General features: G+C 36.1%; 12 protein-coding genes and 1 tRNA gene. 10 read left to right on the plus strand and 3 right to left on the minus strand.

The window, feature by feature from the left end; genetic code table 11:
* Window positions 1-110: 110 nt before the first annotated feature.
* The 7 genes from BLR86_RS11100 to BLR86_RS11130 all read left to right on the plus strand — a co-directional run bounded on the left by BLR86_RS11100 (window position 111) and on the right by BLR86_RS11130 (window position 6,654).
* Window positions 111-1,604 (plus strand): tetratricopeptide repeat protein, encoded by a 1,494-nt coding sequence (locus BLR86_RS11100; protein ID WP_090761331.1) that lies wholly within the window; start codon window positions 111-113, stop codon window positions 1,602-1,604.
* A gap of 236 nt (window positions 1,605-1,840) precedes the next feature.
* Window positions 1,841-2,785, plus strand: a complete 945-nt coding sequence (trxB, locus tag BLR86_RS11105) for a thioredoxin-disulfide reductase (RefSeq protein WP_090761333.1) — start codon at window positions 1,841-1,843, stop codon at window positions 2,783-2,785.
* Window positions 2,786-3,038: 253 nt separating this feature from the next.
* The gene (locus tag BLR86_RS11110) at window positions 3,039-3,497 is read left to right on the plus strand and encodes an NUDIX hydrolase (RefSeq protein ID WP_090761334.1); all 459 of its coding nucleotides are present in this window, start codon (window positions 3,039-3,041) and stop codon (window positions 3,495-3,497) included.
* A gap of 18 nt (window positions 3,498-3,515) precedes the next feature.
* Window positions 3,516-4,409 (plus strand): RNase adapter RapZ, encoded by an 894-nt coding sequence (gene rapZ / locus BLR86_RS11115; protein WP_090761337.1) that lies wholly within the window; start codon window positions 3,516-3,518, stop codon window positions 4,407-4,409.
* Window positions 4,406-5,389, plus strand: coding sequence for a gluconeogenesis factor YvcK family protein (gene yvcK, locus BLR86_RS11120; protein ID WP_090761339.1), 984 nt, complete (start codon window positions 4,406-4,408; stop codon window positions 5,387-5,389). Before rapZ ends, yvcK begins: the two co-directional genes overlap by 4 nt.
* 30 nt (window positions 5,390-5,419) lie before the next feature.
* Entirely contained in the window at window positions 5,420-6,370 is a 951-nt protein-coding gene (whiA, locus tag BLR86_RS11125; RefSeq protein ID WP_090761341.1) for a DNA-binding protein WhiA, read from the plus strand.
* Window positions 6,371-6,396: 26 nt separating this feature from the next.
* Window positions 6,397-6,654, plus strand: a complete 258-nt coding sequence (locus tag BLR86_RS11130; protein WP_090761343.1) for an HPr family phosphocarrier protein — start codon at window positions 6,397-6,399, stop codon at window positions 6,652-6,654.
* Between the two features lie 320 nt (window positions 6,655-6,974).
* Here BLR86_RS11130 and clpP read toward each other — a convergent pair whose 3' ends face one another.
* Window positions 6,975-7,580, minus strand: coding sequence for an ATP-dependent Clp endopeptidase proteolytic subunit ClpP (gene clpP / locus BLR86_RS11140; protein ID WP_090761347.1), 606 nt, complete (start codon window positions 7,578-7,580; stop codon window positions 6,975-6,977).
* Window positions 7,581-7,780: 200 nt separating this feature from the next.
* Here clpP and BLR86_RS11145 point away from each other — a divergent pair.
* Together BLR86_RS11145 and BLR86_RS11150 are read left to right on the plus strand one after the other, a co-directional pair.
* Window positions 7,781-7,852 (plus strand) — tRNA-Arg (locus BLR86_RS11145).
* A 122-nt stretch (window positions 7,853-7,974) separates the two neighbouring features.
* Complete coding sequence (locus tag BLR86_RS11150; RefSeq protein WP_175492859.1) at window positions 7,975-8,931, plus strand: tyrosine-type recombinase/integrase; 957 nt, start codon at window positions 7,975-7,977, stop codon at window positions 8,929-8,931.
* Between the two features lie 334 nt (window positions 8,932-9,265).
* Here BLR86_RS11150 and BLR86_RS11155 read toward each other — a convergent pair whose 3' ends face one another.
* Complete coding sequence (locus tag BLR86_RS11155) at window positions 9,266-11,158, minus strand: AAA family ATPase (protein ID WP_090761351.1); 1,893 nt, start codon at window positions 11,156-11,158, stop codon at window positions 9,266-9,268.
* Between the two features lie 731 nt (window positions 11,159-11,889).
* A complete protein-coding gene (locus BLR86_RS11160; RefSeq protein WP_090761353.1) occupies window positions 11,890-12,987 on the minus strand; it encodes an AbiJ-related protein in 1,098 nt (365 codons plus the stop codon).
* Between the two features lie 698 nt (window positions 12,988-13,685).
* On the opposite strand from BLR86_RS11160, the gene BLR86_RS11165 reads away from it, so the two are divergent.
* Entirely contained in the window at window positions 13,686-14,879 is a 1,194-nt protein-coding gene (locus BLR86_RS11165) for a hypothetical protein (RefSeq protein WP_090761355.1), read from the plus strand.
* Window positions 14,880-15,101: the final 222 nt, after the last annotated feature.

Consider the following 15,101-nt stretch of genomic DNA (forward strand, 5'->3'; position numbering starts at 1 on the left):
TTTGCATGTTTAATATTTCCAACCTGTTCAGCCTTGTTTATTTCCTTCTCGACTAGGCGGTGGATGTGTTATACTACATAAGTTAGTTTATTGTAAAGATGGAGGTCTCCATGGTTAAAGACGCGAAGGCTAGAATTCAAAAGGGAAAGGTCCTGTCGTTTGTTCCGACTGGAGAATATTATTTCACGAAGGGTATTAAGGCATACCATCGCCGTGATTTTAAGAAAGCTAAAAAGTATCTCGTACGGGCGATGCAGCTGGAGCCGGGTGAACCAATGATTACCTGTCAGCTTGCTATAGTTTCAACAGAGCTTGGTGAGTTTGAAAATTCTAATCGACTCTTGCATCTAATCCTTGAAGATCTTGATGAAGAAATGGCTGAGTGCCATTATTTTTTAGCAAATAATTATGCCCATATGGGTTTTTTTAAAGATGCCTATCATCATGCAAATATGTATTTAGAGCTTGATTCAAACGGCGACTTTATAGAAGATACAGAAGACCTTCTTGAACTTCTTTCGTTTGAGACGGAGGGGTTAGAAGAGGAGTTCTATGAACAGGACGATCTTATTATAAAGCAGGAGCAGGCTCGTGATTTATTGGAATCTGGATATTTTCCAAAAGCGATCGAGCTGTTAAAGGATGTTGTTGAAACATACCCCGAATATTGGTCTGCCTATAACAACTTAGCTCTTGCTTATTTTTATTTAGGTAAAACGAAAAAGGCAGAATCGATACTCGATGATGTATTAGTTAGAAATCCAGGGAATCTTCATGCCTTGTGCAACCGGTTAGTTTTTGCTCATTATCAAAAGAAAACAAAAGCAGTCTCTGGTTTAAAGGAGTCCTTAAAGAAAATTCAACCAATGCTCATCGATCACCAATATAAATTGGGTACAACATTTGCTTTAGTGGGTGAATATGAGTCTGCCTACTTTTGGCTAAAAAAATTATATAAGAACGGCTTTGAAGGGGATGGCCCATTTTATTATTGGCTTGCTTATTCGGCTTATTTTTCCAGCCATGAGAATTTCGCGCGAAGCATTTGGAAGGTAGTCCTTCAGCATAATCCTGATAAAGAGGGATTTGAACCATGGAATCATGAAAAACCAATCGCACATGGATTTGAAGATCACGCAGGATCGATTTATCAAAAATTAGATAGTGATTATATTGAAGAACGCCTATTTGCCATTTTCCTCGCTTCTATTTTAGGAAAAGTAGGAGAAGTTTTTATTTCTAAACGTTTTTATGAAAATCAAAAACTTACAACGCTGGAGAAGAATTATGTCTCGTTCCTTAAGACAGGAACACCATCACATCTAGAAGAAGCGCAGGAAATTGCCGAAGTACTTTATAAAAATTACAATCCGATCGGAATAGTTGAGTCAGGGCTATTTTTAATGTGGTTTTCCGTATTTGTAGAAATATCCAAGTCAAAAGTAAATTTAAGTAACAAACTGGCTTGGGCTGGGGCAATGGAATATGTCTGGTATAAGGCTAGCAATGAAAAGGTATCACAGCAAGAAATTGCCAAACGCTATGCTATCTCACCAGCAACTATTGGGAAATATGTCAAATTAGTGCAAAAGTATTTGAAATAGGCAGATAAATAAGCAGATAAATGGACTTCACTACAATTGTTTTATACGATTAAGTAGGTAATACTACACTTAATCGTATTTTTTTATATTATTGTCTAGCTGCAGCGCCTAGGGGCTCGGGGTCATAAGCCAATCCGTCCAGAAGGTTAAAGAACAACCTTCTAGCCGGCTCGTCTTATGCCTGTCGCCCCTGGACAAGGCGCTTCCGCTTTTCTATTTAGGGAGTGAGAATCAATATGTCTGATGAAAAAATTTATGACGTCATTATCGCAGGTGCCGGTCCTGCCGGGATGACAGCTGCTGTTTATACTTCTCGTGCTAATCTATCTACTCTCATGATTGAGCGTGGAATGCCTGGTGGCCAAATGGCCAATACTGAGGATGTTGAAAACTATCCTGGTTTTGAAAGCATCCTTGGTCCAGACTTATCGACAAAAATGTTTGAACATGCGAAAAAATTTGGTGCAGAATATGCTTATGGCGATATTAAAGAAATTATCGACGATGGCGGTATTAAAACTGTAGTTGCCGGATCCAAGCAGTATAAAGCTTATTCCGTCATTATTTCGGCTGGTGCTGAATATAAGAAGGTAGGGGTTCCTGGCGAGAAAGAACTAAGCGGTCGTGGTGTATCCTATTGTGCCGTATGTGATGGAGCATTTTTTAAACAAAAAGAATTGTTTGTCATTGGCGGAGGAGATTCTGCAGTGGAAGAAGGGGTTTACTTAACCCGTTTCGCTTCTAAGGTAACGATTGTTCATCGACGTGATGAGCTTCGCGCTCAAAAAATCCTTCAAGACCGTGCGTTTGCGAATGAAAAAATTGATTTTATTTGGAATCATACCATTAAGTCCATTAATGACAAGGACGGTAAAGTAGGCAGCGTCACACTTGTTTCAACGCAAAATGGAGAGGAACAAGAGCTTCCAGCGGATGGTGTATTTATTTACATCGGGATGATTCCTTTATCAAAGCCGTTTGTAAATCTTGGAATCACAAATGAAAATGGCTATATCGAAACTAACGAGCAAATGGAAACAAAGGTAAAGGGCATATTTGCTGCTGGAGATATTCGTGAAAAAACACTAAGGCAAATTGTAACTGCAACAGGGGACGGCAGTATCGCTGCTCAAAGTGTGCAGCACTATGTAGAAGAATTAAAAGAGGAATTAAAAATTTAAAACTAAATTTACAATTTCTTTATAAACGTAATCCTCTTTTAACTCTCCTGTAACAGTGGTGAAATAATAATAAGATAAAATAAAATTAAGAATTGACCCCCTTTAAAATATTCACTTGGTGCACAGGCTCAGGGAGCCTGTGCTATTTTTTTTTCATATTTTTAACTTGTTTGTTTCATTGTGACCGCTTACCAAAAAGAGTATAATAAATAGAATAAATATACGTTAGTTTGTTATATAGAGGGTGAATAGTGTGCAGCGAGTCACCAATTGTGTATTAATTAGAGATAATCAAGTACTGATGTTAAAAAAACCACGCCGTGGCTGGTGGGTAGCACCTGGCGGCAAAATGGAACCCGGAGAATCTGTAAGAGACTCCTGTATCCGTGAGTACCGGGAAGAAACAGGAATTTACTTGAAAAGCCCACAACTAAAGGGTGTTTTTACCTTCATCATGAAAGAGAATGATCAGGTTCTATCTGAATGGATGATGTTTACCTTTTTTGCAACGGATTCTGATGGAATGCAGGTGGATAAATCAGAAGAGGGTGAGCTTGAATGGCAGCAGCTCGATCAAGTGAAAAATTTGCCAATGGCAGCTGGAGACTATCATATTATTGAGTATATGATTCATGGAAAAGGAATCATTTACGGCACTTTTACTTATACAAAAGATTTTCAATTAATCAGTTATCGATTAGATCCAAGTTAACTAGAGGGGGAATTATAGATGAGTACCGGATCAACAAGCGAAACGCAATTGGTTATCATCACCGGGATGTCAGGAGCCGGCAAAACAGTTGCCATCCAAAGTCTAGAGGATTTAGGATTTTTCTGTGTGGATAACCTGCCGCCAACATTGCTTCCAAAATTCCTCGAACTAATGAAGGAATCTGGGAATAAAATGAATAAAGTAGCATTGGTTATGGACCTAAGGGGAAGAGAGTTTTTTGACCATTTATTTATAGCACTTGATGAACTTGCAGAAACATCATGGGTAAATCCGCAAATCTTGTTCTTAGATGCAGATGATGCTACCTTAGTTAGAAGATATAAGGAAACAAGAAGATTTCATCCTCTTGCCCAATCTGGATTGCCTTTAGAAGGGATCAAACTAGAGAGAGAGCTTCTTGATGAATTGAAGGGTAGAGCACAGCTCATTTACAATACCTCGCAAATGAAACCGCGAGAGCTACGTGAGAAGATCATTACTGAATTTACAACGAACAAAAAATCAATCTTTACTGTCAATGTCATGTCATTTGGATTTAAGTATGGAATCCCAATTGATGCTGATCTTGTTTTTGATGTGCGTTTTTTGCCGAACCCTCATTATATCGATCACATGAGGCCGAAGACAGGATTAGATGACGATGTTTCTAGTTATGTTTTGAAATGGAACGAAACGCAAAAGTTCATAGAGAAGGTTACAGATTTACTCAGCTTTATGCTTCCTCATTATAAGCGAGAAGGCAAATCACAGCTAGTGATCGCAATCGGTTGTACCGGTGGGCAGCACCGTTCCGTTACGTTAGCAGAATACCTTGCTAATTTTTATACGAATGATTACAAGACACTTGTTTCACACCGTGACATTGAGAGGAGAAAGGACCAGACGACATGAGGGATTTAGGGCAGCCAAGAATCGTCATCATAGGCGGAGGCACAGGATTGCCGGTTTTATTACGGGGATTAAAACAATATCCAGTTGATATTACCGCCATTGTGACAGTTGCGGATGATGGCGGCAGTTCAGGAAGGCTCCGAGATGACCTGCATATCCCACCGCCTGGGGATATCCGAAATGTGTTAGCCGCATTATCAGATGTTGAACCCCTTGTTGAAGAGATGTTTCAACATCGTTTTAAGACCTCTAATGAATTATCAGGACATTCGCTTGGTAATTTGATATTAGCGGCAATGACGTCGATAACAGGGAACTTTGTTCACGCGATTCAAGAAATGAGCAAGGTGTTAAATGTTCGGGGGAAGGTTTTACCTGCAGCTAATCAAAGTGTTGTCCTTCATGCAGAGATGGAGGATGGTACAGTAGTTTCAGGAGAATCGAAAATTCCTTATTCCGGCAAAAAAATAAAAAAGGTTTTTTTAACACCAGAGGTAATCACACCTCTGCCGGAATCGATACAAGCTATTAGACAAGCAGATTTAATTATTATCGGTCCGGGAAGTTTATATACCAGTATTTTGCCTAACTTACTTGTACCAAGATTAGGTGAAGAGATCTGCCACTCTCATGCTAAAAAGGTGTACATTAGTAATTTAATGACACAAGCAGGAGAAACGCACGGATTTACAGCGAGTGACCACGTAAAAGCCATTTATGATCATATGGCCTGTGCTTTTATCAATACGATTTTGGTCAATGACAAGGAAATTCCGGAAGACATTCAACTCCGTTACAATGAAGAACTCGCTAATCCAGTTTATTATGATTTGGACCAAATCATTGGTCTTGGACTTGAAGTGGTTCACGCAGACATTGCGATACAGGAAAATGGGTCACTTAGACATGACCCCAAAAAAGTTGCTCAAATTTTATATAATTTGCTTATAAGTGAAACCAAAAGGCGATACGAAGCGTAATAATTTATACTTGGGTAAGGGGGTGAAGGGATGTCTTTCGCTTCGGAAACGAAAAAAGAATTGACGAATTTAGAGATTAAGCCCTGCTGTATTCAAGCAGAACTCTCCGCTCTCATACGAATGAATGGTTCTATGTCCTTTTCCAACCGGAAGTTAATTGTTGATATTCAGACGGAAAATGCAGCGATTGCAAGAAGGATTTATACATTAATAAAAAAGAGCTATGATGTTTCAGTCGAGTTGCTTGTTCGAAAAAAGATGCGTTTGAAGAAGAATAATGTTTACATTGTCCGCTTGAACCAACAGGCTAAGAAAATACTAGAGGATATGAAAATCCTTGGTGAAGGATTTACCTTCATCCATGATATTGCCAGTGATCTTGTGAAAAAGAAATGCTGTAAACGGTCATACTTACGCGGCGCATTTCTTGCTGGGGGCTCCGTTAATAATCCGGAGACTTCTTCCTATCATTTGGAAATTGCTTCGCTTTATAAGGAACATAACGATTCCTTATGCGAATTAATGAATACATTTGGCCTTAATAGCAAAACACTTGAACGAAAAAAAGGCTTTATTAATTACTTAAAAGAAGCAGAAAAAATTACCGAGTTTTTAAATATTGTTGGTGCGGTCAATGCGCTTCTTCGTTTCGAAGATGTGCGGATTGTACGGGATATGCGGAATTCGGTTAATCGTCTGGTTAATTGTGAAACTGCGAACTTAAATAAAACCATCGGTGCATCGATTCGTCAGGTTGAGAATATCCGTTATATTAACCAAACGGTCGGATTGCATATATTACCTGATAAGTTAAGAGAAATTGCTGAACTCCGTTTGCATTATACGGATGTAACCCTTAAAGAATTAGGGGAGATGGTTTCTGGTAGTACGATTAGTAAATCGGGAATCAATCATCGGTTAAGAAAGATAGATGAAATCGCTGATAAATTGCGTATGGGTGAATTAGCTTCAAGAAAATAGTTGAATAACATGAGGAGGATTTTATAATGGTAGAAAAACAAGTGGAAGTTAAATTGAAAACGGGTCTTCAGGCACGACCTGCAGCATTATTTGTACAGGAGGCAAACCGGTTTTCATCCGATATTTTTTTGGAGAAAGATGGTAAAAAGGTGAATGCGAAAAGCATTATGGGTCTTATGAGTTTAGCAGTTGGTTCAGGTGTGGTTGTTAATATTGTCGCTGACGGCGACGATGAAGAAATAGCAGTTGATGCATTGTCTACTTTTGTTCAAAACGAACAATAAAATTGAAAGGATTTGGCCATAGATGAGCCAGGTCCTTTTTATTTATCTAAAAGTTAACCAAGGGGAGGTCTGGAGTGACCGAGAAGGAAAAAGGTAAGTGGTTTGGGTCAATGCAGAGGTGCTGGAGTGACCGAAGAGCATTGAGAAAAGGGATTTGGGTCAATGCAGAGGTGCTGGAGTGACCGAAGAGCATTCAAAAAAGCGGATTGGGTCACTCCAGGAGGCCTGGAGTGACCGAGAAGATTCAGAAAACCAGTTTGGGTCACTCCAGGCACTCCAAAATAAAAAAGCAGCCGTCAATAAAACGGCTGCTCAACAATTTACTTATCTTTCTTTTCTTCTGCAAGGCTTCTCGTGATAATATGATCAACAAGACCGTATTCTTTTGCTCTTTCGGCTGTCATAAAGTTATCGCGGTCGGTATCTTTTTGGAGTACTTCTAGAGGCTGACCAGTGCGCTCTGCTAAGATTCCATTCAATTTTTCACGAAGGAAAAGAATGCGTTTAGCAGCAATTTCAATCTCTGTCGCTTGGCCTTGTGCTCCACCTAATGGCTGATGGATCATAACTTCGGCATTCGGTAATGCATAACGCTTGCCTTTTGTACCTGCTGCAAGTAAGAAAGCACCCATAGATGCTGCCATACCGATACAGATCGTTTGAACATCGGGCTTAATGAACTGCATTGTGTCATAAATAGCCATACCAGCAGTAATGCTACCGCCAGGGCTGTTAATATAAATGGATATATCTTTTTCAGGGTTTTCAGCTTCAAGGAAAAGTAATTGTGCTACAATACTGTTCGCAACATGATCATCAATACCACTGCCTAGCATAATAATCCGGTCTTTTAACAGACGAGAATAAATATCGTATGCTCTCTCTCCACGGTTTGTTTGTTCAATAACTGTAGGAATCAAATTCATTTTTCTTCCTCCTTTAAGTATGAAAGATTTTTACTTATGTATTGTAATCATACACTGATGGTCAATTAAGGTCAAACAATTCGCTTCTATATTTGTTCGACAACTTTCACTTTTTCATCATAACCATTGAGTGCTTTTTTAAACCTAATCTAGCTTGCAAAGTTTTGCAAATTGGCATATAATATATAAGTCGCACATTAGCGCTCGTGGTGCAACGGATAGCACGCAAGCCTCCGAAGCTTGAAATGCAGGTTCGATTCCTGCCGAGCGCATCATAAATTCAATGAGTTCCTGTGTTTGTATGAGTTTTATACAAGCATAGGAACTTTTTAGTTTGGGTGCTTTTCAATTGCGGATACCACGTAACGAATAACACGCAATGGAGGGCATTATCATGTCAAGAAGAAAATCAGTTAGCACAAACGTATTGGAAAAACTGGTTCATCAGCAGGAACAGAAGTCTAAAGACTTTCAGAAAGCGTCAGAGGAATTTCTTAAGCATTGTAAGATTAAAGGACTTTCACCAGACACAGTCAAGTTCTACGAAAAAGAACTTAAAGGACTATTCAGAGCTTTGGTTGAACTTGAAGTTCCTTTGTTGGATGTAAGAACACTCAAGCTAAATGATATTGAAAATTGGGTCGAGTATATGTTGGAAATGAAAAGGGCTGTCTCGTCAATCAATTCAAGAATGAGAGCTGGGAGAACGTTCATGAATTTCTGTTTAAAGAAAAGTTACGTAGACCAGAACCCTTTTGATGGAGTTTCACAGCTTAAGAAGCGTCACACAGTTGGGGCTACACTTACAAAGGGACAACTGGAGAAGTTGTTGAACACTCCAGACATAACTCAATTTGTTGGTCTCCGTGACCTTGCAATTATGTTGACGTTTGCCCATGTTGGTCTCCGTCTCAAAGAACTTTGTTCAATTAAGGTTCAAGACCTTTCATTTGACGGTAAAGGAGAAGTCATTATTCAACAAGCAAAGAACAGATATGCAAGACGTGTTCCAATGACCAAGCGGTTGAAGACGGTTTTGAAAGCATATGTTGAGGAACGTGGAGTCCTCGATAATGATACTCTTTTTGTAAGCGTTGAGAATGCCTCTATAAGCCCTCGAACCGTCCAAGAACGGCTGAAACATTATGGAGTGGTCTCAAAGGTCGAGAATGACATTTCAGTGAGTCCTCACGCATTCAGAAGGACGTTCTGTCGGTTAAAGGTGGAGGCAGGAGTAAACCTGTTTGTGTTGCAAAGACTAACGGGTCATAGTGACCTTGAAATGCTACAGCGTTATGTGCAGATTTATGGAAAAGACCTTGAACAGGCGATTGAGAAAGGTTTTGAATAGGATTCTACTTTTTGTCAGCAACTTGCTATGTCAGGAATGCGTGCCTTTGCAATTCAGAAACTTATGCGACACTAAAACATTGCCGTAACGATGAGATATGTGGCAATGTGGGGTAACGAGTTAAGGGAACAGAATGACAAATATAATCCATTAAATACATTAGATGTTTAAAGAGGTAAAGAAAAATGGAAGAGTTTATGTTAATCTTTTTAGTGATGATGTAATGATGTAATGGAAAACATAGAGCCTTTTCACCTAAAGTAAAAAATACACGCCATAAATATAGGCGTGTACTTTTTATTGGAATTAAACACGAGAAAATTTTGATGAAGAATTATGCAATTGTTTGCTCTGATTCCACTATCTTTATTGAGAATAACATTTTTAGGTTCTCAAACAATAACTTGAAATTTTCAAATTCGGAACTATCAAGTTCCTCAACTATATTGGCAAAACTGTTCTTATTACCTGCTATTTTAAATACTTCTGTTCCTAATATTCTGTTACCTTGCATATTGTATCTGGATAATACTTCGTTTGAAAAATAATGTTCAATTACCAAATATCTACAATTTATATCATTATTTGTAACAAATATCTTCCTTGATTCAGGAACAGGTAAAAGAAGTCCAAAAACATCCTTATTCAAATGCTTTCTTACTTCCTTTGTAACATTGTAAGTTTCAAAACTATTTGTAAGCCCTTTAAACTGCCCATTTCCTTCAGCATCATTATCAAATAACCCAATTATTTTTCTTGTTGTAATATTTCCGATATATTCCAATGTGCTTTTAACAGTTTTTGCAGAACCCGTTCTTTGTTCTTCATCAAGTTGAAAGCCAGAGGGAATAACATCAAAAAATCTTTCCTCGTTCGGATATAACTTTTCCCAAGCTACTTTTAACATTTTGGCATCAGTCTTACCTTCGGTAATAACAAGGGGCTTGTTGGATTTGCCTATTTCATTTTTTAATTCCTCTTCAAATTTAATAGTATTCATGTAATAAGAAAAAGACTTATTGAACTCAGAAAACCTTTCTACACCTATTTGAGTTCCCTTTGGCATTTCGTAAATGGTGAACCCATCCTCACCTAAGGCATCTTTCATCCCAAGTAGAAGAAAAGGTGAGTGTGTACTTATTATAAACTGTACTTTAGGAAACATTAATATAAGTTTAGGTAGAATTTCCTTTTGTAAGATTGTATGTAGATGTAGGTCAATTTCATCGATTACCACGACCCCTCTTATATCTTCTAAACGGATACTTTTATTTAAATCAACCATATCAGCATAACGAATAATAGTACAAAAGATATTTAACAAGGCGTTTTGACCAGTAGAAAGATGGTCTAAACTTGGTGCAATTATTTCCTTCGAATTGGCATCTAAAATGTTTATTCTCGACAGACTATCTCCTCTTAGATTTATATTTAATATTACAGGTCTTAAGAATATCGCAGACAATATTTTTTCGATATTCAATTTAGATTGTCGAAGTAATCTGATGGTATCCATATTTGATAGTGACCGATATTGAATTTGTCCATTTTCTATATATTCCTCTATATCTGCCCTTGAATCTAAGAACACATCCAATATCCACTTTTTGTTATAATCAAGTGCATTTCTCACAACTATATCCCTGCCAAGAATACCTGAAAATCTTTTGGTTAAGTTTAGGGTTTCATCTTTTATCGAACCTGTATTTAACCAATGAGGAGATTCATATCTGGAAGGCGGAAAATAGCAAAAAGTATTGTTATTAAACAGAGTGGTAATAGCTTCGCTATTTTGTGTAACCCATTTAATAGGATTGTTATCATTCCATTGCAATTGATTACCCTGTAAAAAATTATTAGTGATATATATCGCATCTTGTAGGGGAAGATTTCCACTTTTATCAAGATATTCATATGGAATGTTATCAGTATTCTTAAATCTAAGATAGGCTAAACCGTATTGTTTTCCAGTTTTCTGATTTATCGAACCTGTAACTTTAAAAAACGGATTTGGATTATTACCTGTTGAATTGACAATATCCCTGAAGGATTGTTTAGCAAATTCAATAAAGGAATCCGCCATATGTGAAAGTAATATTGATTTCCCGCTACCATTTTCACCAACAAAGAATATTGGTTTGGGATTCCCATTATTATTAAATGGTAACTCTATATATAAACTGCCTACTGTACCGACGTTTTGAATTACTATATTGCTTAAGTACATGTTCTCCCTCCTTAATACCCAAACTTTTAGTTATATTATACCATTTTTTACTGTTGCATTTTTTTTATGAGAATATTTGTTAGCCGAAGAACGCCGATTCCTGTAGTTAAAATATGGAAGTGATCTTTTGTTTAAGTAGACCATGACCTAAATGAACATTCGATTGCTCCGCTTATTTGTTCAAATAGAGTTTGTTTTTGAAATATTGAACAGATTGTATTTAATTTCTAGATCAAGTGGTAATTACAACAATTAGCATCAAAAACAAGTCGATTTATGGTTATAGACACTTGCGGTTGCAGCTCCTTTGCCCGCTCCCCTGTTCGCTTAGCTCATTACCTCACTCCGTTCGGTTGGGCTTCACCCTTCCTTTTACAATGGAATTGTATGAGAAATATATGGCTCGTAAAATTAACAAAACACAGTTTGCTAATGATTTAGGAGTGAGCAGAACAACCTTGTATAAGTTAATTGAGGAATACGATGCTTTTTGAAAAATTTTATTAATAAAATTGTACTTTTATCAAAGTACCAACAAAAACCGCACTAAAGACATAAATTCAATCTGGTCTATTGGATAATGACCATATTAAAAAAATGTCCTTAAAAGAGCGTTTTTTTTATGTAACTTTTTAGGTTAAAAATCGATAGTATCATAAGAAGTAAAGTGGACAAAAACAGAAAAATAAAAGTCCTATAGATGAGCACCGAGAAAAAATAAGAAAATCAATTTATAATAGTCCGTACCTTCTAAATAACTTTTCAAAAAAATCAAAGAGATTTTTCTTTATTTGGTGAAATTCAAATTCGTTGTTGTAATAAAATTCAAAGCCACCAAACCTGAACACTTCATAGCCCATTAATTTATCTTCTCTATCTTCTCTAACCATATTGGCATACTTTCTAGGGCTTACTTGTCCATTTTCTTCTGAGTAATGTTGTTGCCCGTCGATTTCGGTTAATATTCTTATACCGTGTGGAAATAATAAAAGAAAATCCATTCTTTCCCTTTCAAGATCCTTAACTCCATTTCTTTCTAAAGCTGTATATGGATCGTATTTTAAGTAAGGTTGTGGAATATATGCAGGCATTCTTGTACCAAGTTTCCTTCCGAACTCTAAATATGTATGGAACATGAGTTTTTCTGGGGGATTCATTGATTCCTCTAGTCTAGTAATTAATTCTTTCTCGGATTGTTCATAATTATTTAGTTTTAATTCTTTCATATACCATCTAATTAAATCAGTCCAAAGTAATCCTTCAGAAGAAATTGGCTCTTTATAACAAAGAACCTTATCACTATTACGAGTGGTTTCTATTTCATTTGTAGTCGCATCTCTGAATATTAATCGATGTTTATAGCCATTACATGCAAAAAATAATTGTTGAATTTCTTTCTTATTTCCTTTTAAATGTTTTACTTGAAACAAAGGGCTGCCTGATAAGTTCTTAACATACTCTAACTTAAATGAATCATTTTGTATGAATCTATTAATGACATCAACTAGTGTATATTGTTCTTGAATCTCATCCCGGACTTCTGGAGAAACGATCGTTTCCAGGAACTTTGTAAAAGTTGTATCATCGCAATTATGTATATCCAATCTTTCGAATAGCAAATGCTCAATATCATAATCCTCAAAATGAACATAATGCGTATATATATCATCGTAAGCATTACTACACCGCTTATCCAAAGATGGTAGGTCTTTCAAATTCCAGATATTTGACAGAAAATCCATTAATTCTATATCGCCAAAAATATTATGATGCTTTAAAAGTTCCCTAACTAGTTTTCCTCTTGTAATTTTGCTAATATTTTGATTCACTCCATATCTCCCCCAAATTCTACTCGAAAGTAATTATAATTATATATTAATGAACTGAATCTCATTTGAGAAGAAAATTTGCAAGAGAGCCTGAAATTTTGGGGGATTTTTCCTTTAAAGTAGAGTGGGTACATTACTTCAAAATAACAAAGCGGATTTGAAAGTCTTAGATATGCCTTTCCCCAATACTTCAGTAGCTAATTTTAGAACTGTAATAATTCCGTGTTAGAAAGGCAAGGGCGTTATTTGTTATCTGCAAATTCAAACGAAAAAGTCAATAGGTATATAAGAGGTTTTTTGACTTATTTTGTCTTTTGTGGTATAATAGTAATTGTAGTCAGGTTAAGTGACTATAACAACACATAACATTAACAATTAAATAAGTTACATATAACAACACCAAACAAACACATCAAACACAAAATTTTTCCTCTTTATACTGGGGTTATTTTGTGTTTTTTTGTTTTAATAATGAGAATGATCGAAAGGAGCTAAAAAATAAAAGTAACTTTAAACGAGCCGTATTGGTACTTTTTCGGCTAGGCTTTGGAAAACGATAGTTTTCTAAAAGATGGTGGTAAAAAGTACAAGATAGAATACATCTCTAAGGTAAAGGTAATCACCTACAATAATAAAATTATTATATTACAAGTAATCACCTTTACCTTAAGAAATACTTTAAAAGGAATGGAGAAAGAATGTACACAATTATTTTGACAAAAAAAGAAGCAGTAGAATTATATGGGTCGGAGAAATGCAAGAAGCACTTTGCTAAATATGGGAAATTCACTAACAAGGATTTAGAAATATCTTTATTAAAAGAAATGAGAAGATATTATGATTCTGTTAAAGTCATCAAACCTGAAAAGGGTCGTAGTTATGTGTATGAACTTAGCTGTAAAAAGGATGTAGTTACACCTAAAGAAGATGGAAGAATCAACAACGGTGCTTGGAGTATCCCGTATACAAAAATATTGGATATTATGGTTGTATCCGTATTGGAACAGGGTTTAGTGGCTGAAGCAGCACAAACTCTTTCTAAGTGGGCAGTTGATTTTGGTGCAATTACTCCTGCAATGTATGAGTTATTACAATCAAGATACAATGAATATTTGAGGTCACAGTACCTACAAGATTTAAAAGAAAACAAAATTATTTTTGAAGGCGAGGACAGAATCTTAGATGATTTCACCTATGTCGTAAAAGAAATCACTAACCAATTAGCAGGAACACTCAACAGAATGCAGAAAGCGGGAATTATTGAATATTATCCTGTATATAAAGGTCATGTCGAAGAAACAGATGAAACAAGCAATTTACATGAGGATACTGTTAAACAGGTACTAACACTTAAAAGAACCTTGATGGAACAGTATGATGTAAATGACTGGTACTTAAGCCAATTTAAATACTCCCCAAAAACCAAAGAGTATAATCAAGCTTGGAGTGACGGTCTTGCACAACTAACAGACGAAAAAGGTGAAGTGTTAGGATTGGATTATTACTATGTGGTTTATGCAATCATCTTAAAAGCTAGAAAGAAAAAGATTATTAGATACCTTGAGAAATACAACAAGGAAGCAATTGAGAGATTTAAGCAAAATGAAGAATTATTTTTATCCGATAACAAAAACACTTATCATAAGGAACGTCACGACTATGTTGTCATGGAAGCAAAAGACAAAGAAAATAAATTTTTGAGTAAGAAAACAAAGACATATATCTTAGATGAAAATCTCCAAGAGGTCATTGGAGCAGAAACACTTTCTAAAACGTATTACAATGAAAGGGAAAATTTCACTTTTGATGAAGGTTATTACGCTTTATATTTTGACAGATTGTATGCTGAACGTATTAAGAAGCTGCAAGAACATTATGGTTACAACTTTTAAATATTAGACATTAAAACATTAAAACAAAAAGCAATTTATAGGGTCTTGGAATTTTTGATTAACCTTACATCTAACATAAAAAAATATAATGCTAATCAAGCATTTCAAACACCAAAAATAAAATGAAACCCCATCATTTTATGGGGTTTTCTACTGTTTCTTTTCTGTTGAATAAATTTCCATTTTTTTATTTTAAGACGATAAAAATATGGTAATATTGAA

The organism is Bacillus sp. OK048, from assembly GCF_900103525.1.
Taxonomy (GTDB): Bacteria; Bacillota; Bacilli; order Bacillales; family Cytobacillaceae; genus Neobacillus.